The 24,711-nt window shown below is 39.6% G+C and carries 20 protein-coding genes and 3 tRNA genes; 13 read left to right on the forward strand and 10 right to left on the reverse strand.

The annotated features are described in order from the left end of the window. Positions 1–2: 2 nt before the first annotated feature. Together AACH28_RS16215 and AACH28_RS16220 are read right to left on the reverse strand one after the other, a co-directional pair. Complete coding sequence (locus tag AACH28_RS16215) at positions 3–317, reverse strand: co-chaperone YbbN (RefSeq protein WP_046673204.1); 315 nt, start codon at positions 315–317, stop codon at positions 3–5. A gap of 84 nt (positions 318–401) precedes the next feature. Next, on the reverse strand, positions 402–1,034 hold the full coding sequence (locus tag AACH28_RS16220) for a peroxiredoxin (protein ID WP_070562738.1): 633 nt from the start codon (positions 1,032–1,034) through the stop codon (positions 402–404). Between the two features lie 289 nt (positions 1,035–1,323). Between AACH28_RS16220 and AACH28_RS16225 the strand changes: the two genes are divergently transcribed. From AACH28_RS16225 to AACH28_RS16245, 5 genes are all read left to right on the forward strand, one after another. Next, positions 1,324–1,407, forward strand: a tRNA-Tyr gene (locus AACH28_RS16225). A gap of 198 nt (positions 1,408–1,605) precedes the next feature. After that, a complete protein-coding gene (locus AACH28_RS16230; RefSeq protein ID WP_149525777.1) occupies positions 1,606–1,971 on the forward strand; it encodes a transposase in 366 nt (121 codons plus the stop codon). A gap of 115 nt (positions 1,972–2,086) precedes the next feature. Further along, positions 2,087–2,935: a transposase gene (locus tag AACH28_RS16235; RefSeq protein WP_341830992.1), complete on the forward strand. Its 849-nt coding sequence runs from the start codon at positions 2,087–2,089 to the stop codon at positions 2,933–2,935. A 135-nt stretch (positions 2,936–3,070) separates the two neighbouring features. Next, positions 3,071–3,142: transfer RNA gene (locus AACH28_RS16240), tRNA-Arg, on the forward strand. A 178-nt stretch (positions 3,143–3,320) separates the two neighbouring features. Then, a complete protein-coding gene (locus AACH28_RS16245; RefSeq protein WP_341830993.1) occupies positions 3,321–3,995 on the forward strand; it encodes a phosphatase PAP2 family protein in 675 nt (224 codons plus the stop codon). A gap of 30 nt (positions 3,996–4,025) precedes the next feature. Here AACH28_RS16245 and AACH28_RS16250 read toward each other — a convergent pair whose 3' ends face one another. Then, positions 4,026–5,213, reverse strand: coding sequence for an MFS transporter (locus AACH28_RS16250; RefSeq protein WP_286754227.1), 1,188 nt, complete (start codon positions 5,211–5,213; stop codon positions 4,026–4,028). Positions 5,214–5,753: 540 nt separating this feature from the next. On the opposite strand from AACH28_RS16250, the gene AACH28_RS16255 reads away from it, so the two are divergent. The 4 genes from AACH28_RS16255 (at position 5,754) to AACH28_RS16270 (ending at position 10,219) form a co-directional block, all read left to right on the forward strand. Then, positions 5,754–6,380 (forward strand): hypothetical protein, encoded by a 627-nt coding sequence (locus AACH28_RS16255; protein ID WP_341830994.1) that lies wholly within the window; start codon positions 5,754–5,756, stop codon positions 6,378–6,380. Beyond that, entirely contained in the window at positions 6,310–8,952 is a 2,643-nt protein-coding gene (locus tag AACH28_RS16260; protein ID WP_341830995.1) for a S41 family peptidase, read from the forward strand. Before AACH28_RS16255 ends, AACH28_RS16260 begins: the two co-directional genes overlap by 71 nt. Positions 8,953–9,248: 296 nt before the next feature. Beyond that, positions 9,249–9,983 carry a carboxypeptidase-like regulatory domain-containing protein gene (locus AACH28_RS16265; RefSeq protein ID WP_139144916.1) on the forward strand — a complete coding sequence of 245 codons (735 nt, stop codon included), beginning with the start codon at positions 9,249–9,251 and terminating at the stop codon, positions 9,981–9,983. Between the two features lie 163 nt (positions 9,984–10,146). Beyond that, positions 10,147–10,219, forward strand: a tRNA-Lys gene (locus AACH28_RS16270). A 104-nt stretch (positions 10,220–10,323) separates the two neighbouring features. Here the strand turns inward: AACH28_RS16270 and AACH28_RS16275 are convergent. Then, positions 10,324–11,307 carry a transposase gene (locus tag AACH28_RS16275; RefSeq protein ID WP_286767918.1) on the reverse strand — a complete coding sequence of 328 codons (984 nt, stop codon included), beginning with the start codon at positions 11,305–11,307 and terminating at the stop codon, positions 10,324–10,326. Next, positions 11,300–11,653, reverse strand: a complete 354-nt coding sequence (locus AACH28_RS16280) for a transposase (RefSeq protein WP_286767917.1) — start codon at positions 11,651–11,653, stop codon at positions 11,300–11,302. Before AACH28_RS16280 ends, AACH28_RS16275 begins: the two co-directional genes overlap by 8 nt. A 192-nt stretch (positions 11,654–11,845) precedes the next feature. On the opposite strand from AACH28_RS16280, the gene AACH28_RS16285 reads away from it, so the two are divergent. The 4 genes from AACH28_RS16285 (at position 11,846) to AACH28_RS16300 (ending at position 15,725) form a co-directional block, all read left to right on the forward strand. Next, positions 11,846–13,162, forward strand: a complete 1,317-nt coding sequence (locus AACH28_RS16285) for a site-specific integrase (RefSeq protein ID WP_341830996.1) — start codon at positions 11,846–11,848, stop codon at positions 13,160–13,162. Between the two features lie 412 nt (positions 13,163–13,574). Then, positions 13,575–14,201 carry a hypothetical protein gene (locus AACH28_RS16290; RefSeq protein WP_341830997.1) on the forward strand — a complete coding sequence of 209 codons (627 nt, stop codon included), beginning with the start codon at positions 13,575–13,577 and terminating at the stop codon, positions 14,199–14,201. 316 nt (positions 14,202–14,517) lie between these two features. Beyond that, the gene (locus AACH28_RS16295; protein WP_341830998.1) at positions 14,518–15,210 is read left to right on the forward strand and encodes an HNH endonuclease signature motif containing protein; all 693 of its coding nucleotides are present in this window, start codon (positions 14,518–14,520) and stop codon (positions 15,208–15,210) included. A gap of 98 nt (positions 15,211–15,308) precedes the next feature. Beyond that, positions 15,309–15,725: a hypothetical protein gene (locus AACH28_RS16300; RefSeq protein ID WP_341830999.1), complete on the forward strand. Its 417-nt coding sequence runs from the start codon at positions 15,309–15,311 to the stop codon at positions 15,723–15,725. Between the two features lie 192 nt (positions 15,726–15,917). On the opposite strand, the gene AACH28_RS16305 is transcribed toward AACH28_RS16300, so the two are convergent. The 5 genes from AACH28_RS16305 to AACH28_RS16325 form a co-directional block, all read right to left on the reverse strand. Further along, on the reverse strand, positions 15,918–17,711 hold the full coding sequence (locus tag AACH28_RS16305) for a heavy metal translocating P-type ATPase (protein ID WP_341831000.1): 1,794 nt from the start codon (positions 17,709–17,711) through the stop codon (positions 15,918–15,920). A 10-nt stretch (positions 17,712–17,721) separates the two neighbouring features. Continuing rightward, entirely contained in the window at positions 17,722–18,483 is a 762-nt protein-coding gene (locus AACH28_RS16310) for a phosphatase PAP2 family protein (protein WP_341831001.1), read from the reverse strand. Next, a complete protein-coding gene (locus tag AACH28_RS16315) occupies positions 18,480–18,953 on the reverse strand; it encodes a heme-binding domain-containing protein (RefSeq protein WP_306568572.1) in 474 nt (157 codons plus the stop codon). The genes AACH28_RS16310 and AACH28_RS16315 overlap by 4 nt, the downstream gene beginning before the upstream one ends. Before the next feature lie 35 nt (positions 18,954–18,988). Beyond that, positions 18,989–20,146, reverse strand: a complete 1,158-nt coding sequence (locus AACH28_RS16320; RefSeq protein ID WP_341831002.1) for an efflux RND transporter periplasmic adaptor subunit — start codon at positions 20,144–20,146, stop codon at positions 18,989–18,991. 66 nt (positions 20,147–20,212) lie between these two features. Further along, entirely contained in the window at positions 20,213–24,553 is a 4,341-nt protein-coding gene (locus tag AACH28_RS16325; protein ID WP_341831003.1) for a CusA/CzcA family heavy metal efflux RND transporter, read from the reverse strand. Between the last annotated feature and the right edge of the window lie 158 nt (positions 24,554–24,711).

Genomic DNA, 24,711 nt, shown 5'->3' on the forward strand with positions numbered 1-24,711 from the left:
GCTTAATTACTGGTAGTTTCATTGAATAATTCTACTAATGCGTCTAACTTATTTGTTTGTACCTGATTGACTAATTTACCGTTCTTAAAAGCGGCAAAAGTGGGTAGGTTATTGACATTTGCCAGTTTGCGGGATTCAGGAAATTTTTCTGCATCAGCAATAACAAAAGGTACGCTATCATTTTCGCCAGCCAGTTTTTTGAATTTTGGTTTCATGATTTTGCAGTTACCGCACCAAGTGGCAGAGTACTGAACCATCACAATATCGTTATTGTTTACAATTTCTTGTAAATTATCGTTTTCTAATTCTTGTAACATGATTTTATTATTAAGGTGATTGTTGGAGAAATCAACAGGAGCCGGGAAAAGCTCCTGTTGATAAGACACTGTGGTCTTGTATTGTTAGTGTTTCGCTAAATAATCAGCTACACCTTTTCTATCTGCGTTCATGGCATCTTTACCTTCTTCCCAGTTTGCAGGACACACTTCGCCAAATTTCTGAACGTGAGCGTAAGCGTCGATCAAACGTAAATATTCTTTAACGTTACGGCCCAAAGGCATGTCGTTTACTGATTCATGGAATACACGGCCAGTTTCATCGATCAAGTAAGTTGCTCTATAAGTAACCGCAGAACCTTGAGCCAATGTTCCGTATTCAGGGTGTTCAACTTCTTGAACATCTAAGATTCCCAATATACTTGATAAGTTACGGTTGGTGTCTGCCAAAAGAGGATATTCAACACCTTCAATTCCACCGTTATCTTTTGCTGTGTTTAACCAGGCAAAGTGTACTTCATTTGTATCGCAAGAAGCGCCGATCAAGACTGTATTGCGTTTTTCAAACTCAGCAGCTGCTTCTTGGAAAGCGTGTAATTCAGTAGGACATACGAAAGTGAAATCTTTTGGATACCAAAACAAAAGCACTTTTTTACCTTCTTTAACTGCTTTTTCAAAAATGTTGATTTGTAAATTGTCGCCTAAATAATCAATTGCATCTACTGTAATGCTTGGAAAACTTTTACCTGTGAAACTCATAATATATCTTTCTTTTTTTTTGTTGACACAAAGATACAGCAAATCGATCCAAAAAGCGAATTGATTTTACCAATACACTATCGTCAAAATCTATTATGACTAGATTATAACAATAAGTTTTTATTATAATAATGATAACTTGATCTGGCGAAGAGCAGGCCATTTAAATGTTTCTTGAAAATAAATGAATTCATACTGCGGTAGTTACAAATTTATGGCCTGAAATAATTGCAGTTTTGCATATCAAAAGCTACTTTTGCGACGTTCAATTCTAGAACAACACAATGCTGGAGGGGTTCCAGAGCGGTCAAATGGGACGGACTGTAAATCCGTTGCTTCGGCTTCGAAGGTTCGAATCCTTCTCCCTCCACCATTTTCCATTTTCTAAATCCAGTTTATCTTTCAGGTTCTAAATTTGCGTTTGTTCGGGACTATTCCATCGTGCATGAAACGGCTTTAATGTAGATTTTTTGCTATTGTGGATGTTAATGGCTTTAGTAAAAGGATCATGTACAAAAGTTGTGGAGGGGATAAAAAATAATTAGATATTTGTGCTTTGATATTTATACAGATGCACGAATCTTTCAACGCGTTAATGCCCTTAATTATTCCCGAAGGAGTTTCCGATTATTTTGAGATGACCCACTATTCCAAAGAAGAAAAAAGACTGGATATCTTTCTGGAGGAACTCAATAATACACCTGAAGAATATCAAGGCCAGAAGTTGATTTCCAAGGGGTTTTTCGAACCCGTTACCCTTCAAGATTTTCCTATCCGTGGCATGCAGGTCTATCTTCATGTCAAGCGCCGCAGGTGGCTCAACCAGGATACCGATAAAGTAGTCTACAGAAATTGGGAACTAGTAGCCAAAGGGACGCGCATCACACAGGATTTCGCAGCTTTTTTAAAAGGTATCAGCGGACAACCAGGCTCATAGCATTCAGACCATCAGTTCATTCTATGGGATATCAGCCAGTAAACTAAGGAGATACTACCGCAATAAACTGAGCGGTTTCCAGGATTGGGAGCATCGCGAAAATGCGCGAGATGGATTGACCTTCCCACAGAATGTCAGCGGCCATCTTTCTATTGACGAGACCTGCCTATCCCATGGCGAGCTCTATACCGTTGTCACCAATAAAGAAGCACGGGGCAAAAAAGGGACCATTGTAGCCATACTGAACGGGACAAAATCAGAGAACATTATCCCGATCCTTCAAAAGATCCCACAGAGATTACGAAATAAAGTTCAAGAGATAACGCTTGATTTAGCCGGTAATATGGGATTGATAGCCAAAAGATGCTTTCCCAATGCTGTTCAGGTAATAGACCGTTTCCATGTTCAGCAACTTGCTAACGAAGCGCTTCAGGAAATAAGGATAAAGCACCGCTGGCAGGCCCTTGACGATGAAAATCAGGCAATTGACCAAGCACGAAAGAATAAGGAAACCTATTTTCCGGAAGTCCTATCCAACAGTGAAACCATCAAACAGTTACTTGCAAGAAGCCGATACCTGCTTTATAAAAGTGAACATAAATGGACTTACGAGCAAAGAGAAAGGGCTGCTGTACTCTTTGAGCGATATCCCGATATTGAAAAGGCGTACAGGCTATCCCAAGAACTCTCTTGGATATTCAACACCACCATAGATAAGATCTACGCCTTTACAAGGTTGGCAAAATGGGCGGATAAAGTGGAACAGGACGGCTTCAAGTCATTCAACACCGTCTCCAGAACCATAAATATCCATCACAAAAAAATATTGAACTACTTCGACAACAAGAGTACAAATGCTTCAGCAGAATCTTTCAATGCAAAGATAAAAGCTTTCAGAAGTCAGTTTAGAGGTGTAGGTGACATCAATTTCTTCCTGTTCAGATTGACCAAATTATTTGCGTAGTCCACAGGTTTTGAAACTGATCCTACTAAAACTAGTCTATACAGGGATTACCTCTCTTTTTGAAAAAAATATAACAGGATTTTAGACTAGCTATTGACTTATATATAAAATAAACCTAAGTTTGGCTTCTGAAAAGGCCCCGTAGTTCAACGGATAGAATAGATGTTTCCTAAACATTTGATAGCAGTTCGATTCTGCTCGGGGCTACTGAGAAAAGCGATGGATTTCCATCGCTTTTTTTGTTTAGCGCCTAGTAGTTTTTCTTTTCTTATCAAAATAAATGCGTAATAGAATTGTAAATTTTTAATATAATTTTTATTTTCGGATCATTATTTACACATACAGCAATTTTATTTTTGGTCTGTAATCCTGTAATATAGATTGAATGGGAAAATTTTTATTAAACCAATTTAGAAAGGTATATGCAGCTAACCCTGCTTTTTTTGCTTGCTTTAGCATTTGGATAGTCTTAATGACAGCTGTTGTTATATTTATTCCGAAGGAAGATGCATTCCATTTTGTGAATACTCGACATTCATTTTGGGCTGATATTCTTTTTACAATACAGACTTATTTTGGAGACGGTCTTTTTGTTATAGGTGTTTTTATTGCCTACTGCTGTACGCAGCAATGGAATTTTGCCCGAGCTATCCTGGGGACATATATTTTCTCGGGGCTGATCTGCTGTATACTGAAAAACCTTTTCGATGCCGATAGACCGGCAACCGTATTTCATGGAGATCCTACATTCCATGTTGTTTCTTGGTTGCGTGTAGCGCACTTTAACTCCTTTCCTTCCGGACATACAACTTCGGCCTTTGCGCTGGCGGCTACGTTAGCTATTCTCTCAAAAAATAAAGCTTTTGGTATAACTGTATTTATTCTCGCTGCATTAACAGCTTACTCTCGGGTGTATTTGGGTCAGCATTTCGTAGAAGATGTTTGGTTTGGATCAATTTTAGGAAGCGGTACGGCTTGTTTTTATTTACTTGCCATGTCTTATGTCTTGAAAAATAAACGCATGTCATTTAGCACGAGATTTCTTCAGGTCAAACTTTAAATTCAGTAAGAAGATACTTCCATCGTTCGATTAGGTTTGGCTTGTGTCTTTGAATAAAGATAATCGTCCAACCATTATAAACATCAACAGTCCGAAACAGGCAAAAACACCATAGGAATAGCGTAGGCTAAAGGCTTCAGCAATATACCCAATTAAAGGTGGTCCCATTAAAAAGCCCAAGTAGCTGATGCTTGAAACCATGGCCAAAGCCACTCCAGAGGGCACATTTTTGTTCTGTCCGGCAATACTGTAGATGGAGGGGACATTGCAAGCTACACCGATACCGACCAACATAAAGGCTAGGGTACAGATGATAAATTCGGGAAAAATAACCGATGTCATCATCCCGATGAACATCAGTAGGCCACTGTACTGCAGGGTCCTTTTTCGGCCCAATTTCCGAATGACAGCATCACCAACAAAGCGCCCAGTAGCCATCATGATCATAAATGAAGCGTAGCCAACGACAACAAATTTCTCTGGCGCCTGAACGATCTCCTTGAAATACACCCCACTCCAGTCGAACATTGCCCCCTCAGTTGCCATGCTGAAAAAGCCGATGATGCCGAGCTGAAGTAAGCCACCTTCTGGTTTAGAGAAAAAACTGCGCTTTTCCTTTTGAGGAGATTTGCCAGGAACCAAATACTTTTGGTTGATTAGTGTATTCGCTGTGACAATGACTAATATGATTAAAAAATGGTAAAAGGTGTTCAGTCCAAAATTCATCGTTAACAAGCCTACTAGTGCTCCTGTGAAACCAGCGATACTCCAGGCTCCATGAAAGGAAGTCATTATTGATTTTTTGAAAACCTGCTCCGTTGCGACACCCTGTGTATTAACAGATATATTACACATATTACCGGTTACACCAAATAGAAATAGTATGCCTCCTAACTGCCAGGCATTCTGCGCAAAGGGGATGGAGCACAAGACCAAGGTGTAAGCGATGGGTACGATACGCAAAACGCTAGCACTTCCATATTTTGTAACCAATTTTCCTGAAAGAGCCATCGTTGCAAGTTGTCCGACTGGAAGCATTAATAAAATTGTCCCCAATTGACCCTCACTTAAGTTGAGATGAGCTTTGATAACGGGGATGCGGCTTGCCCAAGATGCAAACGCGATACCTTGGCAAAAAAAGAAAAGCGATACCGCAATTCTTATGCGATTTCGTTTCTTATAAAGATCTTCTTCTGAGTGAGTTAACGTTGCGTCCATAGTTTCTGATTTGAGGGTGCAAAGTTAAGGATAAGTATCCCATTAAAAAATATAATGATTCAAAAAATATTTGAACGTTTATGTTGCAATAAGGATACGAAATATGTCTATATTTAAATAGCATATCGACGTGATGATAATTATATGCGCTAGTTTCGATAATTATCTTCTACCTCAATCTTCCGGAAAGAAAATAATACGATGTGCTTTTTGAATTCGGCTAAACCTATTTATTCAATATCATATATTATACGTAACCATTCCTTGTATAAAAACCGGAAAGAGACACATTTGTTTCAGTCTATTTTCAAGCATGCTTCAAGTTAAGAAGATATTAGTTGCGGAAGTCAAAAATAGGCCAAGTGGGAACTTCTACTTCATTAGAAAATAAATACCAATGAAATAGGGAGGAAAGGCCTACGATCAAATGCTGAAATAGTGAAGAAATAAAAATATAAAATTCTTCACTATTTCATGGTGGTTTGTTCAATACCTATTCTACCTTTGTATTGGCAAACAATTATTAGCCTCCTAGATAACATGATAAAGAAACTAATTTTAAGTACAGTTCTAGCCTATGCTGGAACAACCTGTGTTATTGCCCAACAACCCACGTTTTTATCCCATCCGACTTTAAGTCCCGATGGAAAGGAAATGGTTTTCAGCTACGAAGGTGACCTTTGGAAAGTTGGAAGTCAAGGTGGTGTTGCGGTACGGTTAACAGGAATGGAAGGAAATGAAATCAATCCAAGAATTTCCCCAGATGGAAAATGGTTGGCTTTTTCCGCCAATCAAAACGGTAATATGGATGTCTATGTAATGCCCTTGGCGGGTGGAGATATAAGGCAGCTGACATCGCATGATGCTTCGGACGAAGTGGACAGCTGGAGCTGGGATAGCAAATCGCTTTATTTCACATCATCGCGTTACAATAGAATGAGCGCTTATCAAGTTGCTTTGGATGGAGGTACGGCGACAAGGTTATTTCCACATGTCTTTAATTATATCAGTAACGTGGTGCCAACTCCTTCGGGAGAATTGTTATTCAATGACAGCTGGGAAGGCTATAGCTCGGCGAACCGCAAGCGATATAAAGGTGCTTTCAATCCAGATATCAAGTCTTATAATCCCAAAAGCATTTCAACAGTATACAGATTATATCGGTAAGGATTTTTGGCCCACTGTGGACCAAAAAGGAAACATATTCTATGTGTCCGATGAAAGCAATGGTGAGTACAACCTTTATCAACTAACGGGAAAGTCGAAAACTCAATTGACTTCTTTCCAAGAATCAATCAAACGTCCGTTTGTCGCGGCAGACGGTACTAAAGTGGCATTTGAAAAGGGCTATCAGCTTTATATTTATGATGTCAATGGAAAGAAAACCGTACAGCCCAACATCGCACTTAACCGCAATCAAGTGCTAGGAAAGCTGAAAGAGTTTAACATTTCAGGTAACATCAGTAATTTCGACGTTTCTCCGGACGGAAAGAAAATGGCATTTGTATCACGTGGCGAATTGTTCGTTTCGGATATTGAAGGAAAGTTTGTTCGTCAGATGCCCGGTCAGGGAGAACGTGTCATGGAGGTTAAATGGCTTAAAGACAGTAAAACATTACTCTATAGCCAAACGTATCAAGGCTACCAGAACTGGTTTTCACGCACGGCAGACGGTAAAGGTGAGGTAAAGCAATTGACACAAGATCTGCGTAACAACCGTGATATTACGTGCAATGCAGATAGGACAAAAGCTGTGTACCTCAGTGGTCGTGATGAAGTACGTATATTGGATTTGACAAGTTTGAAGAGCCAAACAGTGGTTAAAGATGAAATCTGGGCATTTCAAAATTCTTCGCCCTCATTCTCCCCTGATGGAAACTATCTTTTATTCACAGCTATGCGCAATTTTGAACAGGATATCTTTGTGTATAACCTGAAAAATGAGCAAACGACTAATTTGACAAATACAGGAGTTACAGAAGCAGCACCATATTGGTCTCCTGATGGTAAATATATTTATTTTGCGAGTAATAGGACTAAGCCTTCTTATCCTACCGGTATGCAAAACTCCAGCATTTTCCGAATGGCATTGACCAACTTTGACCAACCTTACCGTAGTGCAAAGTTTGATGAATTATTTGTAACACCCGAAAAGAAAGATACAACAGTAAATAAAACTGGTACAGCTAAGAAGGAAGCTGGCGCTAAGGATAAAAAGAAAAATGATGTCGATAAGGGCAAGCCAACCGCAACACCAGCAGCCGAAGCCAAGAAAGCTATTTTGGTTCAATTGGATTTAGAAGGACTGCGTGATCGAATTGAGCAAGTGAGTCCTGCATTTGGAACACAATCTAATCCTTTGGTGATACAAAAGGGGGATAAATCCTATCTGTTCTATTCATCCAATCATGAAGGAAAATATAGTACTTATCGTACCGTATATGAGTTGTTTGCACCGGCCAAAACCGAAAAAGTCGCTGACGGAGGCATGGAGAATTTTGTAGAGTCGGTGGGAAAATACTTCGTATTGACCCGAGGAACGATTCAGAAATACAATCTTGACTTGAATAAGCTTGATGCGGTTACAATGAGTTTTAAATTCAATCGGGATCTCGAGAAAGAGTTCAATCAAATGTTTTATGAAACATGGGCCAATCTAGAGGAAAATTACTACGATAGCAACTTCCATGGAGTGGATTGGGTTGCGATAAAAAAGAAATATGAAAAGTATCTTCCAGGTATCAACGATAGGACAGATTTGCGCATCCTCTTAAATGATATGTTGGGCGAGCTCAATTCGTTGCATCTGGGTTTCAGTTCAATGGGACAGGAAGAACGTAAGCCGTTTGGTTTTGTAACGAATGAAATCGGTGTGACCTATGATTCCAGCAATCCTTACAAGATCAGCTATATTGTTCCGAATGGCCCCGCGGCAAAGAAAGAAGCTGATATTCATGCGGGTGATATCCTCATCGCGATTAACGGAACAAAATTGAATACGCAGGCAGACCGCGATAGTTATTTTACTTGGCCTTCACTGGAAGAAGAAATTCAATTGACCTTGAATCGTAATGGCAAGGAAATTCAGACAAACATTCGTCCGGTATCAAGCGCCGTGTTTAGAGATCTCCTCTACGACCAATGGATTAGAGATAACCGAAGTCGAGTTGATCAGTTGAGTAGCAATAAGATAGCCTATTCACATATGAAAAATATGTCGGATACTGAGTTACAGCGGTTCTTGATCGACATGGCCGAACAGGAGAATAACAAACAAGGGATTATTTTAGATTTGCGTTATAATACAGGCGGAAATGTACACGATGAGGTTTTAAGATTCCTGTCACAACGCCCTTACTTACAGTGGCAATACCGAGGTGGTAAACGTGCGCCACAAAGTAATTTTGCACCATCTGCCAAGCCTATTGTTTTATTGATTAATGAGCAATCGCTGAGTGATGCTGAAATGACTGCAGCGGGCTTTAAAGCACTTAAGTTGGGCAAAATCATCGGTAATGAGACCTATCGCTGGATTATTTTTACTTCTGCTAAAGGCTTAGTCGACGGATCAAACTATCGACTTCCGTCTTGGGGATGTTATACGCTTGATGGTCAGGATCTCGAACAAACTGGAGTTGCCCCAGATATTCTTGTAAAAAATACCGTACAAGATCGGATGGAAAATAAAGATCCGCAGTTGGAAAGAGCTATAAAAGAAATTCTTGACCGTATAAAATAAAGAAGTTAGCGCTAACATTACTTACTTTAAATAAACTGTCCAAAGTTGCAGTGCCCCAAAAAGTTAGACACTTTCTAGGGGCATTTTTATGAACCTGATCTTCCGATTTCTGCTATATCGCCCTTCAGCGTATGTTGTACTTCATTCGGGCCACCCTTTCCCTAAAAAGTCAACATATAATTTTAAGGTGTGTTATTAATTGCCTGTTTATCAGTGTTTAGTGATTTTTTGCTGTTTCATTATGCAATAGTCGATTTTCCTGCATCCCTTCTCAAAATATAAAAAAAGGAGACAACATGGAAAAGATTATATTACAAGTGAAGGACTCTTGCTCTGCAGAGTGGGATAAGATGACGCCACAAGAACAAGGGCGTTTTTGTGGTCAATGTGAGAAGATGGTTGTAGATTTTTCACAGATGGATGATCAGGAAATTGTAGATCAAATAAAAAAAGCCGGTAAAGGGCTATGTGGTCGATTTTATGAAGATCAGTTGATGCGTGAATTGGATGTCCCTTTTTCTTTTTCTAAAAACCCTATTTGGCAAGGAAGATGGCCAGGGATCGCTGCGGGCCTCTTGTTGGTTGGATCCTTGAGCTTTCATGCTGCTCAAGCACAAAACAAATTGACTGGAGAAGTTGTCGTTGTCCAAACAAAAACAGAAAATGATCAGATAAAGCAACAGGGGCAGGTTAGCTCATCAACAAATGATAATTCAACATTAAAAGGAAGCCCCGATAGCACAAAAGTAAGCATAAAAGGTAAAGTAGTTTGTGCTGGAAGCGATGTAAGTATGATGGGAACAGAGGTGTCCTTGGGAAATTACCGTACGCAAGTGGATGAAAATGGAGATTTTCAACTTTGGGTACCGCAATCTCTGTTTCGGGTAGATCAGGAGCTCCGTGCACAGATGTTAGGCTATAAAACGGTTGTGATTTCAATCAAAAAGGGGAGTAAAATACAACTGGATAAACCAATAAAAATGGAAGTTAAGCCAATGATTATGGGAAAGATTGCTGTGGCAAGGAAATAAGACATTATGGAGCGAAAGAATAATTTGTTTAAATGACATATTTGAGTCTGTTTTTCTTATGGGACAGCTGCCAAAAATCTCGCTTGAATGTCATAAAAGTCAAAAAAATATTCTTTTCCACTTGACTTTTTCTGCGGTGAACCTTACATTTGGATTATCGAATGACTTCGTAGCTCAGTTGGTAGAGCAACAGACTCTTAATCTGTGGGTCCTGAGTTCGAGCCTCAGCGGGGTCACTTTCAAAAAAAGCCGTTTTTACTTGCGTAAAACGGCTTTTTTGCGTTCCTTAGGGTGGTGTTGGAACTTCGGATCATACCGAAAGTTTGGGGGGTAATCATTTTTAAGCATACAATTTCATCACTCTGTACAGGAAGAATGTTGTATCCCTTACTCCACGGAAGACGCTCCTGAAAGCTTTGAGTTTTGCATTGAAGGACTCTGCGGATGCATTGGTGCTTCTATTGTCGAAGTAGTGGAGAATGTATTGATGATGTGCTGCAATGGATCTTGCGACACTCTCGAATGAAGCAATACCCGCGTTCTCAACCTGGTTGTGCCACAGTCCTAACTTTGTGAAAGCAACTTTTTTATCCCTGCATTTATTGAAGATGTCACCTAAGGCAACTCCAAGATCATAAGCCTGTTTTAGCTTGGGAAACCTGATGAACAGCAGTTCTGCACGGCGTTTTTGGCTTTCCGACCATCGACTTGGATGCTTGAACAGGAGGTGTCTCGACCTAGCTAATAGCTGTTTGAGCGTATCACCATTAGGCAACAACTCGGGGTCATATGGGATACCCCGTTTTCGCGATTCCATTATTTTTTTGCTTTCTGCATCTAAGACTTCCCATCGGTATTTGATACGGAGTTCCTGAACAGCATCATAAGCAAGTTTTTGTACATGAAACCGATCGATAACCCTTCTGGCATTTCTGAAACACCTACGGATAGCCTTTGCCATATTGGGGGCCATATCCATCGTTACTTCCCTAACTTTGTTCCTTAGTTTAAGTGGAATGCGCTCTAATACAGCAATAATATCTTCCGCCTTTGTCCCTCTTATGGTAGCCAATATGGTTCCCTTCCTGCCCTTTGCTGATTTACTGCTTACGATCGTGTAAAGTTCACCGTTGCTAAAGCTGGTCTCATCGATGCTCAGGTGTTCCGATATGTTATCAGGAAAAAGGGTCCATTGCTCTGCGTGTGGCTTTTGGTCCCAGTCCTGGAAGTCACTGAGATGGTTCTTGTATTGATCCTGTAGTTGCTTACCGTCCATTTGGAAGAACAGACCTACCAATTGGGCGCTTACAGGATGATTATCCAAATATCTTCTTTAAAAAAAGCCCGAATTCCGTAGTCATTCGAGCACCCTCACGCACCAGATTCCAATCTCTTGTGATGATCTCTCCCGTATCCAACACTGTCCAGCGGCGGCGGCGGATATGTAGCGTAACTTTCTGGCCTCGAATGGGAAAGTCTGAAATCTCAGTGGAAGGCATGAAGCCCTTTGACTCCAACTTGCTGTTCTGATAGCCTGTCGGAGCAATATTAAGCTCATCTAAATAAATGTGGAGCTGATTGTCAACCTGATCGACTTCTAAAATCTGAAAGTATTCCAATAGCCCTTCGGGCATCAATAGGGACAGTAATTTACGTTCGGCTTCTTGCAAGGGATATCTGTATTAAGGATGCTAAACTAAGAAATTTTTGACATTCCCCCCAAGAATTCAGCTTGATCCGGAACTTCCTCCCTACCCGTTTTGAAAACCTTCAAAACGGTGTGATTTGCATAGTTTTTTGTTGAACTTCACGTAAAACCGTCACAAATACGTCACAAAGGTTTTCGTGGTAATGAAAAGATTATGGCAACCGTAAGCGCAAAGATTTATGAACACCACATAAAAGTTGATGGAACCTACAATGTAAAAATTAGGGTCTATCAAAAAGGAGAGAAAAAATTTATTGATACTCCTCACTTCCTTTCCATAAAACAACTCACCAAGGTGAAAGGGAAAAAAGAATTTAATATTAAAGATCCTTTTGTCCTTGAAATAGTTGACAAGAAGTTAAAAGAGTACCGTAAAACGATCAGCGAAATCGAAGATAAGCTAGATTTTTTTACAGCAGAATCGTTACGGGATTATCTCAAAAACAAAGATGAAGAAATTGATTTTATCAAGTTCTGTGATAATTATATTCGACAGGAAAAAGATGATGGACGAGACGGTTCGGCTGCCAATCATCGTGCAGTTCGTAATCATCTAGTTGATTTTTTTAAGAGGGAAAGGGTTTCAATCAATGAAATTCATTTCAATATGCTTGTTCAATTTGAGCGCTATCTAAAATCAGAGCGAACCATAACAAGGATAAATCAATTGCGCAAGCCTGTTACGATTGTTTCAAAGCCAGTTTCAGATACGAGTCTATACAATTACATGCGTGATCTTCGAACGCTATTCAATGAAGCTTTGAACCATTATAATAATGAAGATCTGGGCATTATATTGATAAAGCATTATCCATTCAAAAAATACAAAGTAGGTTCAGCTCCGCTTACTGAAAATAGAAATAATAATCTTGAAGAAGTTATTCGAATCCGGGATTGCGAAGTCCTCCCTAATAGTAGAGCGGAACTAGCGAAGGATTTATATATGTTATCTTTCTATTTATGTGGTATGAATGCCGTCGATCTATTTAAAATATCTGAGAATGATATTCGGAATGGAAGAATAGATTACAATCGTTCCAAGACTAAAGGAAAGCGAAAAGACAGAGCATTTATCAGTATAAAAATAATTGAGGAAGCCAAACCATTATTAGAGAAATACATTGGCAAGTTATCGATAAGATATTCAGGGATGACAACATTCAATTCTGCACTAAAGCACGGAATGAAGAAGCTTAGGGAGCTTTCGTGTGTTGGGAAAATAACACTTTATTGCGCGCGCCATACATTTGCCAATATAGCTAGAAATGACTGTAGGATGAGCAAGGACGATGTTGCTTTAGCTCTAAATCATGTTGAACAAGGGAATCGTGTAACCGATATTTATATCGCCAAGGATTGGAGAATCATTGATGATGTCCAAAATAAGGTGATGCAATTTTTGAGGAAATCAGAACCTAAAATATTGGCAATGATTAAGAAAAAAGAAATAGGTAAGCAACACGCTGCTTAAGTATAAACTGTATTCAATGAGAATAGTTCGTTGGATACAGTTCTGTAATTTTAAAATGTAAAACCTTTACTGATGAAAAATTTATTTTTATTCTTTTTGACATGTATCCTATCAACAATTGGTTTCTTTGCGGCTCTTAGTATGAAAACTCATTGGATTGGATTCTGTGTAGCTTTTGGCGTGTGGTTCTTATTTCTTTGGATAACAACAAAGCCACGTAAAAAATATTGATTTTTGAAAAGGAATGCTGATGTAAAAAGAAAATCAAGAGATCTCAATTTTTGTTGAAGTATGTTGTCGAGCAAAATCACCAAGTCATCGAGGTCAAAAGCGAGTTTGTCGAGAATAATTGCCATTCATAAAAATATAGCTTATTATTAAGTGTAGTTCAATTTTATGTTTAATTCTCAATATGAAAAAAATATCATTATATAGATTTGTTTCTGCCCTTTTACTTTGCTGCCTACTATTCTCCTGCTCCCAATCTAAGGAGGATAAATATGTTGGCTATTGGGTCGAGGATGGCAAAGAGCATGCTGAAATTCTCGAGATTCAAAAAGTGGGGGATAAACTCTATTTAAAAAGTAAAGATCTTGAAGCACCTGCGACTTACAATAAAGAAGATAATACGCTAAATGCTCATGTTTCCAACGGAATCGCATCCGTTACTTTTGTTATGAATGTACTAGAAGATTCGAATAAGATGAAGATGAGCATCGGTACCAAGGGCGCTGATTTTACGAAAATCTCCAAGACGGAGGCTGAGAAGAGAAACAAGGAGTATGAGGAATATTTCAACCCCGACTTCTTTGTTGGCGAATGGAAGAGCGATGTTAAAACTGAATCGCCTATAACTATTATTAAAGAAGGAAATGAATACTATTTTGTCAGTGGTTATTTAGGGAAGAAATTTTTGTCTTACAATTCAATAAAACACGTAATGTCAGCTCAAGTTGGATTTACGACTATTTCTATTCGTCGTACCGGAGATCAGGAAATTACTGCTTACGGGGATAGGACTTATAAAAGAGTGAAATAAAACAGTTCTAAATTGTTTCAACAACAAAAAAAATCGAGAAAAAGAATAAGTCGTAATTCTGCGGCTAATCAATGTCCAAAATTTGTGAAATAAAAACTGGGGCAGCGGGCTGAGGTTCTAACCGATTTTAATGTTTTAATCTTGTTCTAATCGAAGACCCAATAGTGAACGGGTCCGAACAGAGGAAAAATCGTTATGCTCTTAAAAGTAAAATTGGTAAGAAATTTTTAATTTTTACTATCTTAGTAATCACTCTATTTGATTTTAGCCAATTAGAAATAATAGCAGAAACCACTCAACCAAAGGCACTAGATACATGACAAAAAAAGCGAGAACAAATATTCCGCAAATAGCTAAAGTAAAAGCAACTCTACAAAAGGAAATAAATTCGATGTGTCCTTTTTGTAGTAATGAAGAGGTGGGGCATTTTGAAATCCACCATATTGATGAAGACCCTTCAAATAATGATGTTATAAATTTGCTTTTGCTCTGTCCTATCTGTCACTCCAAAATTACCAAAGGGGATATTTCAAATATTGAGGTCTATAAGAAAAAGCTCTTGTTACTGTCTGATTCTTCATCTAATAAACAAAATGCTGGTAGAAATGTCACCTTCAACAATAATGTTGAAAATGCAGTTGTTGGAGACAATAATACTATTTCGATAAAACAGACTAAGAAGACGGTTAAACAAAAATATCCGGAAGGTTGTATTGGGTTTGATTCTGTAAAGGCAAATTATGTAGGTCATTTGCTAAAGCGATATAATGTATACAAAGAATACGAGGTCGGAAAGGGAAATGTGAATTATGCAGTGTTTTCTTCACACTTAAAAAAACAGTATAAAATACCACCAACAAGGACTATATATAATTTGCCGATAGAAAAGTTCTATAATTTGGTAGACTATATTCAACAAAGGATTGACAGTACTAAGCTGGCAAAGGTCAAAGGTAGAGGGCATAAAAACTACTCAACATTTTTGGAGTATGCAAACGAACAAGCGTAAGTGACAATTGTCATTTTTAATAAATGAGAATGCTTATAGTTTTAAAACAGATCAGATGGAAAAAATCGTTAAATTTGCAACCACATTTTGGATAAATTATGGCATTGAAAAATCAGAAAGACAAAGCACGACAATATAAACCTTCAACAGTTAGAAGGTTGGACACGCTTTCTGGAAATGAATGTGCAAATCCAAACTGTACAAAAAAACTGGTAGCAGAGGATGGGATTTCTATCGTCAGCAAAATTTGTCATATAGAAGCAGCAAGTACTGATGGCCCACGGTATAACAAATCGATGACTGATGATGAACGCAGAAGTTTTAGTAACTTAATTTTATTGTGTGATGAACACCACACAATAATTGATAATAAAGAGAATGAGGGTAAATATCCGGTTGATCTGTTAAAAAAGTGGAAAGATGATCATGAACGAAAAATCATCGAAATAATGTCAGGTAAAAATTTATTGTCAAAACAGCACTCTAAACCAAAACAAAAGGGGCTGTCCTTGTGAGACAATCCCCTTTTAAAATTGCTTAATTAGAAGCGATTCTTTTTAATAACCCTTTATGCCTTTCAACAGGTCATTATCGACGCTGATGTAACCCAGATAATAGATGTTTTGCCCTTCGGTCTTTATGGGCGTTTTTATTTTACTTGAACAGCGACCTTTGAAGGTTTTCCTGACAATTAACAAATGTTGTGGTTACGTTCTGTCCTTCAAAGCCCTTAATGCCGAGGTAATGGAAATCAGATCCACCACTTCCTGCAATCCTGCACCAATCAATGCCGGTAAAACACCGAAGGCTGCAATCAGCATCAGCACGGTACAAACGGCAATGCCAATGAAAACGGATTGACGGGCAATCTTCATCGTTTCTTTGGAAATGAGAATAGTATCACTCACTTTTTGCAGATTGTCTCTTAAAATCACCACATCAGCCGAATCGCTGGCGGCACTCGATCCTTTAGCACCCATCGCAATGCCTACATCGGCAACGGTTAACGACGGTGCATCGTTCACGCCATCACCCACCATTACAACCGGGCGAAATTCGTCGGGCATACTTTTCAGGATTTTTAGTTTGTCTTGAGGCAAACAGCCACCGTGCACTTCCGTAATGCCAATTTCTTTGGCAATGTTTTCAGAAATACTTTGTTTATCGCCGGAAATCATCATAATTTTTTGGATACCCATTTTTAGTAATTGGGCAATGGTTTGCCGGGCTTCGGGACGCACCTCATCGATAAAGGTGATTTCCCCAACATATTTGTCATTCACCGAAACAAACAACGAGGTTTTTTCCGTTTTAATTTGAATGGGTTCAGCCGTTACAAAACTCAGTTTACCTACTTTCACCAGTTTGCCATCAACTTTTCCTTGAATACCATTTCCTTCTATTTCCTTTAAATCTGTTGCCAGAAGAATCGTTTTATCGCCGATATATTTCATCACCGAAACCGCCAAAACGTGGGAAGATTGCTGTTCCACGCTGGCTACAAAATCAATCAGTTCGTCTTTCGAATAAGGATTTTCCGGGATAATGTCGTCCAAAGTAAGATCGCCTTTGGTTAAAGTTCCGGTTTTATCGAAGGCGATGGCTTTCATTCTGTCCAGTTTTTCGATGACAGTCCCGGATTTTATCACCACCCCATTTCTGCTGGAACGGCTCATTCCAGCTATCAGGGCAATGGGAGCCGCCAGAATCAGCGGGCAGGGCGAAGCCACCACCAACACTTCGGCAATGCGGTTGGGATCTTTGGTAATCAAATAAGCAATTCCGGCAATTAAAAAAGCAACGATGGTAAAAGGCAAAGCGTACCGATCCGCCATTCGCACAAAATGTGACGGCTCTTTTTCGGAATTATGCACCAATTGCACGAGTTGCTGGTACTGGCTTTCTTTGGCGAGTTTGGAAACCTGAATGGTAATGGCTCCCGAACCATTCACCGAACCCGACCATAAGCCGTTGCCTTTGGTTTTGTTGACGGGTTTGGATTCGCCCGTGAGCGAAGATTCGTCCAGCAGCACCTCTGAACTCAGTAAAATTCCGTCCACGGGAATAATTTCCTTGGGTTTTACGATGATGATGTCACCGATTTTAATATCCTCCACAGGAACGTCATCTAAATCGTTTCCTGTTTTTTTATGAGCAATTCGGGGTGTATTATCAAGCAATGATTTTAAATCTTTCCGGGCTTTTTTCTGGGCATAATCTTCCAACGAATCACCTCCGGTAATCATAATGAGGATAATGAGTGCCGCCCAATAATTACCAACAGCTAAGGTTGCAGCAATGGCAGAAATCGCCAAAATATCCACGCCAAAATTCCCGGAACGAAGCACGTCGATCATTCCTTTCAGAAGAACAATAGACATCAAAATGCCGGTTGCCGTAATTAAGATTTTAGAATAATAGGGTTCTTTTAGAATAAATTCCATAACAAGTGCCACTAAGGCAATGCTGAGAACGACAATGAATTTATATATATTTTTCATTTTTATAATTTCAAAAGTTTAGAGACAAACCTAATCCCATTGTTTTACTTTGATAAAACGGATATACAAGAGCACTGTTTTCGGTATGATTTATTGAAAATAGTTGACTGACTTTCGGGAACAGCCAATAAGCAACTTCTGTGGAGAGAATACCAATACCGGCACCTGCAACCACATCACCCACCCAATGTTTATCATTCAAAATCCGATAAACTCCCGTAAAAACAGCAATAGGATAACCAGTCAAACTTAACCAAATATTTTCATCCTGATATTCCCGAAACATAAACTGGGCAGTTGCAAAGGCAAACGTCGTGTGTCCGGACGGAAATGACAGTGCATTGGAACCATCGGGTCGCTCTTCTTTTACCAAATGCTTGGCAGGTAATACGACAGCACTTGAAATCAACAGTGATGTGCCTAAAATAATACTTCGGTCTTTCAAATTATGTTTTCCTTCAAGTCCGATAGCATTTAATCCATAAACCAATGCTGCCGGTAAATATTGGGCATAATTATCCAGTTTTGATTTATCCGGCTGATGCTCACCAATTTCATATCTGGTGGAGTTGTTCAACTGTTTCAGGTCATCAGAAGTCAGACTTAGGATTCCATATCCAATAAAAACAGATGGTACTATCAGCTTTTTATATTTGAATTGATATACCGATACAGAATCTGATGCCGGCTTTTGGGCAATGTTCTGCAACCCACTTTGAGCCACACTCCATTGGGATAAGCACAACAGGATTAATACAATAACCCTCTTCATCGGTTAATAGCTTTACGATTGATTACCTTTTTTGTGGCAATGACCCAATCCCGGAGTTGCTGCTTCTGCTCATCCGACAATTTTGCATTGTTATGGATAAGGGTATAACTTTTCAATGGCATTTCTCCTGCATTTACGGTTTCCTCAATCTCAGCCAGCTTACGTAATTTCTGATCTGTAGCATATGCATTAAATTCATCAAAATTCAGATGTTTTTTTCCATCCGCGATATGTTCTGCCAGCCACCATTTGATGGGTTGCAACTTGTTGTAAGATGGATAAACCGTGTTATTGGAATGGCAGTCGTAACAACTGGTTTTCAGGATTTGCTGCACATTTGAGGGAATGCTGTAATGGTTTTCTATGGCACTTTCAGGCACTATTGCAGAAGTATTGGGCGTTACCCCAAAGAACTGGATGCCAATCAGCAAAATCAGTAATAGGGGAATGATTGTTTTTATAATTTTCATTTTTTTAAATATTTATATGAGATTTTATCTGACTATTAATCTTCATCTTCGCTTGTGTTCTTCAGCTTCATCAATAAAGTATAAGCATTTTTGGTTACGATTTTCTTGCCTTTGAAATCAGAAAAGTTGAGGATCTCAACATAGCTATTTTCAGAAATTCCTAACGTGACCGGCATCATCTTCCAGCTTTGTTTTCCGGCTTCTACAAAAACAAAATTTTTCCCTTCAAAATCCACTACACTTTCTTCGGGAATGGCGTTGGCAAAGGAATTTTCGGTTTCCACTTCGGCATTCATATACATTCCGGGAATGAGTGCCGGATCGTATTTTTCAAAATGACAATGCACATCGGCAATGCCACTTCCGTCCAAATCTTTACTCGTCAGCAAAATTTCACCAGCATATTTTTTTGAAGGATCTACATTGGTATAAGCCACAATCTGTTGCCCGGTTTTCAGCATTTCCAAATCCTTTTCATACACTTTTAAATTGAGGTGAATATCAGAAGGATTGATGAGTTCAAACAGCACATCCGAAGACGTTACATATTTGCCTACATTCACATTCACCTTGCTCACAAAACCGTTGATGGTACTATAGACAGGTACGCTCTGCTGAATATTTCCGGCAGATATCTTAGCCGGATTTATGTTGACCAACTTCAGTTGCTGGGCAATGGAATTCATCAGAATTTGCTGATCGCTCATAATGGATTGTGCCTGCTGCATCACTTTATCACTACTTGCCTGGCTTTGGTTGAGCTTATTTTGTCGGTTATAATCCAGTTGGGCAAAGTGGTATTTGGATTTTGCCATCAGATAATCCTGCTGCAACTGTACAAACTGCGGATTTTCAATAACGGCAATTACCTGAGCTTTAACTACTTTCATTCCTGGCAAAAGGCGGGTGCTTTTCAGATAGCCGCCCAGCGGTGTACTTACGGAAACCAGATTTTGCGGTGGTACATCAATTTTACCGTTGAGTTTCAATACGGTGGAAATATGCTGCATCGACAGTTCCGCGGTTTCAATGGGGGTATTGTGTAACTGTGCATCGGTGAAAATAACCGTGTTTTCGTCTTTCGGATTTGCAGTTTTGGTGGCGGTGGTTTCTTGTTTTTGTTGACATTGAACTGCGGAAAGCAGTACTATCAAGACCAAAAAATAAGAACCGTATAATTTTAATATTTTCATTTTCTTGTCTAATTATATATTGATTTGAAAAATTCTGTTTACTGTTTAAAATATCCTCTTCATCAACTACTGAAGCGTGATATAATTCAGTTCAACAACGCTTTCGTTTAGTTTCAATAGGGCATCTGCATAATTGCTTTTGAGCAAAACTGCCTGATTGATGAGCATTACAAATTCCAGATAATTGATTTCTCCGTTAATGAATTGTTGCTGTGCTGTTTTGGTAATGATGTCTGCATTTTTCAGTTCATCAGTTTCGTAACGGTTGATTATTTCGAGATTCGTTTGATACATTTTCTTGAGCTGTTGCTGTTTTTTCTCTAATGCAAATTCAGTATTATGCCAATCGTTTTCCGCAATGCTTTCCGCCACTTTAGAAGCGTGAATTCTTGCCTTTTGTCCGCCTGAAAATATTGGAATGCCAACACCTACCATCACCGAATGAAACTGTGGTGTAGCAGAATACAGTTTATCATCAGGTCCCATACCTTTGAACGAATTGAGATTATAACCGATTTGCAAACCCGGAAGAAGTCTGGATTTTTCCACTTCGGTTTGTTTGCCGGCAACCGTTTTTTGCTGTTCCAATACATGTAACAAGGGATGCGAAGCATTTTCCTGAAGCAAAAGAACCGGTCTAGAATTTTCCAAAGGAAGATATTCCGTTTCGGAATTGAGCAACCAACTGAACTGCAACTGCAAGGTTTTTATTTCCTGCTGCACTTGTTTCAACTGAATCTCAATCGCCGATTTTTGGTTGGAAGCCGTTGTTTTTTCCAGAATATTGCTTTCTCCTGCTTTTAAACGCAAACTGGCTTTGTCTAAAAATTGGGTGTACAGTTGCAACGTTTCATTCAGCAATTTTTCCTTATCTTTCCAATACACCATCTGGAAATAACTTTGGCTGACGGCTTTTTTCAGTTCAAATTCTTTAAGCGAAACATTCAACTGGCTTTTTTTCCATTCTTCGTAATGCAAATTTTTCTGTTTCTGATACACAGTCGGAAAAGCGATGCTCTGCGAAATCCCGAATTTCATGTCGTTGTATGGACTATTTATTTGTCCGTAATCTGCTGTAACTGCGGTTTGCGGAATATCGGCATTAGAAGTTTTAATCAATGCTTTGGCATAATCCGAACGCAGTTTTTCATTTTTCAGGTTGCGATTGTTTTGCAACGCTGTTTGCACGGCTTCATCTAAAGAAATTATGGTTTGTGCCTTCATTTTTATTCCTGAAAACAGCATAAAAATCAACAGAACAGAGGCGACATGTTTGGATTTTGGTTTTTTCATTTTAAATCCATTTTCGATATTGACATATAAAAGCGGTAGGACAAAAAGGGTGAGCAAAGTGGCCAATATCAGTCCGCCAATTACCACGGTCGCCAAAGGTCGCTGCACTTCTGCTCCAGCACCTGTGCTTATTGCCATCGGGATAAAGCCGAGGGAGGCAACGGCTGCGGTCATCAACACCGGACGCAATCGGCTTTCGCCGCCATCAATCACAATTCTGACGATATTTCTAATGCCGTTTTTATGTAGTCGGTTAAATTCTGAAATCAATACAATACCGTTCAAAACCGCTACGCCAAAAAGAGCGATAAAACCAACGGCAGCACTGATGCTGAAAGGCATTCCGCGTAAATTCAACATAAATACACCTCCGATGACCGACAACGGAATGGCGCTGTAAATCAGAAGACTTTCTTTAATCGACTTGAACGCCATAAACAACAGGACAAATATCAATGCCAATGCCAGCGGAACGGCAATCATCAACCGTTGTTTGGCGTTGTTCAGATTTTCAAAAGAACCGCCATACGTAATAGAATAGCCGGCCGGAAGTTTAATCTGTTTGTCCACTTTACCCTGCAATTCTTCCACAATGCTTTGCACATCACGGTCTTTGATGTTGAAGCCGACGACAATACGGCGTTGTGCATTTTCACGTTGAATTTGATTGGGACCTTCCACCACATCTACGGTTGCCAGCTGATTGAGCGGGATCTGATTGCCTGCAGGTGTTGGAACCAATAGATTTTGAATATCATTGATGTTTTTTCGGTCACTGGCATTCAGGCGTACTACCATATCAAAGCGTTTTTCGCCTTCAAAAAACAAACCTGTACTCTGTCCGGCAAAAGCGGTATTAATCACCCGATTGACATCTGCAACAGAAAGATGATACTGAGCAATCAGGGGACGATTGTATTTTACCACCACCTGCGGAAGCCCGGAAACCGGTTCTATATAAAGGTTTTGTGTACCTTTTACCGTTTCAATGATTTTACCGAGTTGGTTGGCATTTTGAACCAAAGAATCCAGATTATCGCCAAAGATTTTGATGACCACATCCTGTCTTGCACCGGTCATCAGTTCATTAAAACGCATCGCTACCGGATACTGAAAACCAACTGTAATACCGGGCACATCTTCCAGTGCTTTGCTCATTTTTTCTGATAATTCGGGAAACGTTTTGGCGGAAGTCCATTCTTTTTTGTCTTTCAGAATGACCATCATATCCGAAGCATCCATTGGCATCGGATCGGTAGGCACTTCTCCACTTCCTATCTTGGTGACCACTTTTTCCACTTCGGGGAAACGGGTTTTTAAGATATGGGCTGCTTTTTGCGTACTTTCAATCGTGGTGGTAAGGTTGCTGCCCGGTAAAACGCGGGTATCCACCGCAAAATCACCTTCTTCCAACGACGGAATAAATTCGCCGCCCATTCTGCTTAGCAGAATTATTGCCGTGATGAACAATATCCCGATTATGGTAAAAATGGTTTTCGGAATGCGTAAAACTTTCAGCAAGGTTTTCAAATAAAGCGCTTCTACTTTCTTCATTACCCTGTCCGACCACGAAGGTTTTAAACTTCTTTTCTTCAACAAAACCGAACTCATCATCGGAATGTAGGTTAGGGAAAGCAGAAATGCACCTAATAATGCAAACGCCACCGTTTCTGCCATCGGGCGGAACATTTTCCCTTCAATCCCTTGCAATGTTAGGATCGGAATGTACACAATGAAGATGATAATTTGTCCGAAAACTGCACTGTTCATCATTCTTCCGGCAGATTCTGTAACTACACTATCCATATCATTGGACGGAATTTTCAGCAGGCTCTTGAACTTAGGATTGAGGGATAACTGATGCAGGACGGCTTCTACAATAATGACCGCTCCGTCGATGATTAATCCAAAATCCAGTGCACCCAAACTCATCAGATTGCCGCTCACCCCGAAAAGGTTCATCATACAAATGGCAAAAAGCATTGCCAGTGGAATCACCGAAGCCACGAGTAAGCCGGCTCTGAAATTTCCGAGAAATAAAACGAGGACAAATACCACGATTAAAGCACCTTCCAGAAGGTTTCTCTCAACCGTGCTGATGGCATTATTCACCATTTTGGTACGGTCAAGAAAGGGTTCTATCACCACGCCTTCGGGCAGGGTTTTCTGGATTTGAGCCACTTTGGCTTTTACATCTTTGATGACCTGACTGCTGTTGGCACCTTTCAGCATCATTACCACCGCACCGGAAACTTCGCCCTGATCGTTATAGGTCATCGCTCCGTAACGGGTGGCATAGCCAATTTTTACATCGGCTACATCGCGGATAAACAATGGTACATCATTATTTTTGTTTGTAATGGAAATGTTTTGAATATCCTCAATATTGCCCACCAAACCTTCGCTCCGGATGTAGAGAACAGTTGGCCCTTTTTCGATATAAGCACCGCCGGTGTTCTGATTATTGGCATTCAGTGCATCAAAAACATCATTGATGGTAATGCCATAAGCATTGAGTCGGTTGGGATTCACGGCAATCTCGTATTGCTTCAATTTACCGCCAAAACTGCTGACTTCCGCTACGCCTTTGACCTGAAGTAGCTGTCGACGCACAATCCAATCCTGAATGGTACGGAGTTCCGTAACGTCGTATTTTTGTTCAAAACCTTTTTTAGGACGAACGACATATTGATAGATTTCGCCCAAACCGGTAGAAATCGGCCCTAATTGCGGTGTTCCGATACCTTGCGGAATTTCATTCTGAACCTGTTGCAGCCGCTCTGCCACTTGTTGTCTTGCCCAATACACATCAATACCATCATCAAAAACAATGGTAACCAAGGACAATCCGAAACGGGAGAAACTGCGGATTTCTTTGAGTCCGGAAATATTGGAGTTCGCCTGTTCAATTGGGAAAGTAACCAGACGTTCGATATCGGTTGCCCCAAAAGACGGAGCGATTGTAATAACCTGCACCTGATTATTGGTAATGTCCGGCACAGCATCAATCGGTAATTTGCTTACCTGATAAGAGCCAATGCCGATTAAACCAAGAACCAATAATGCTATAATGAGTTTGTTCTTTACAGAAAACTCAATGATTTTTGTAAGCATAATTTATTCTGTTAATCGTAAATGATAAATAAAGAGATTTGACGTTTCCAATACATAATCAATCCTACAGGCGGACACAAAATACACAGACTGGCCGAATGAAAGTATTATCAAACAGCAAATGCACGATGGAAGGATTCATCGTGGAAATCAAAAAA

This window comes from Sphingobacterium thalpophilum, assembly GCF_038396785.1.
In the GTDB taxonomy this organism is placed as follows: Bacteria; Bacteroidota; Bacteroidia; order Sphingobacteriales; family Sphingobacteriaceae; genus Sphingobacterium; species Sphingobacterium thalpophilum_A.

Excerpts from the sequence above, each read along its gene's own strand:
- AACH28_RS16250 (WP_286754227.1), bottom strand. The coding sequence starts at position 5,213 with ATGGACGCAACGTTAACTCACTCAGAAGAAGATCTTTATAAGAAACGA.
- AACH28_RS16310 (WP_341831001.1), bottom strand. The coding sequence starts at position 18,483 with ATGAAGAGGGTTATTGTATTAATCCTGTTGTGCTTATCCCAATGGAGT.
- AACH28_RS16295 (WP_341830998.1), top strand. The coding sequence starts at position 14,518 with ATGACAAAAAAAGCGAGAACAAATATTCCGCAAATAGCTAAAGTAAAA.
- AACH28_RS16255 (WP_341830994.1), top strand. The coding sequence starts at position 5,754 with ATGATAAAGAAACTAATTTTAAGTACAGTTCTAGCCTATGCTGGAACA.
- AACH28_RS16305 (WP_341831000.1), bottom strand. The coding sequence starts at position 17,711 with ATGAAAAATATATATAAATTCATTGTCGTTCTCAGCATTGCCTTAGTG.
- AACH28_RS16265 (WP_139144916.1), top strand. The coding sequence starts at position 9,249 with ATGGAAAAGATTATATTACAAGTGAAGGACTCTTGCTCTGCAGAGTGG.
- AACH28_RS16325 (WP_341831003.1), bottom strand. The coding sequence starts at position 24,553 with ATGCTTACAAAAATCATTGAGTTTTCTGTAAAGAACAAACTCATTATA.
- AACH28_RS16290 (WP_341830997.1), top strand. The coding sequence starts at position 13,575 with ATGAAAAAAATATCATTATATAGATTTGTTTCTGCCCTTTTACTTTGC.
- AACH28_RS16215 (WP_046673204.1), bottom strand. The coding sequence starts at position 317 with ATGTTACAAGAATTAGAAAACGATAATTTACAAGAAATTGTAAACAAT.
- AACH28_RS16300 (WP_341830999.1), top strand. The coding sequence starts at position 15,309 with ATGGCATTGAAAAATCAGAAAGACAAAGCACGACAATATAAACCTTCA.
- AACH28_RS16315 (WP_306568572.1), bottom strand. The coding sequence starts at position 18,953 with ATGAAAATTATAAAAACAATCATTCCCCTATTACTGATTTTGCTGATT.
- AACH28_RS16230 (WP_149525777.1), top strand. The coding sequence starts at position 1,606 with ATGCACGAATCTTTCAACGCGTTAATGCCCTTAATTATTCCCGAAGGA.
- AACH28_RS16285 (WP_341830996.1), top strand. The coding sequence starts at position 11,846 with ATGGCAACCGTAAGCGCAAAGATTTATGAACACCACATAAAAGTTGAT.
- AACH28_RS16220 (WP_070562738.1), bottom strand. The coding sequence starts at position 1,034 with ATGAGTTTCACAGGTAAAAGTTTTCCAAGCATTACAGTAGATGCAATT.
- AACH28_RS16320 (WP_341831002.1), bottom strand. The coding sequence starts at position 20,146 with ATGAAAATATTAAAATTATACGGTTCTTATTTTTTGGTCTTGATAGTA.
- AACH28_RS16245 (WP_341830993.1), top strand. The coding sequence starts at position 3,321 with ATGGGAAAATTTTTATTAAACCAATTTAGAAAGGTATATGCAGCTAAC.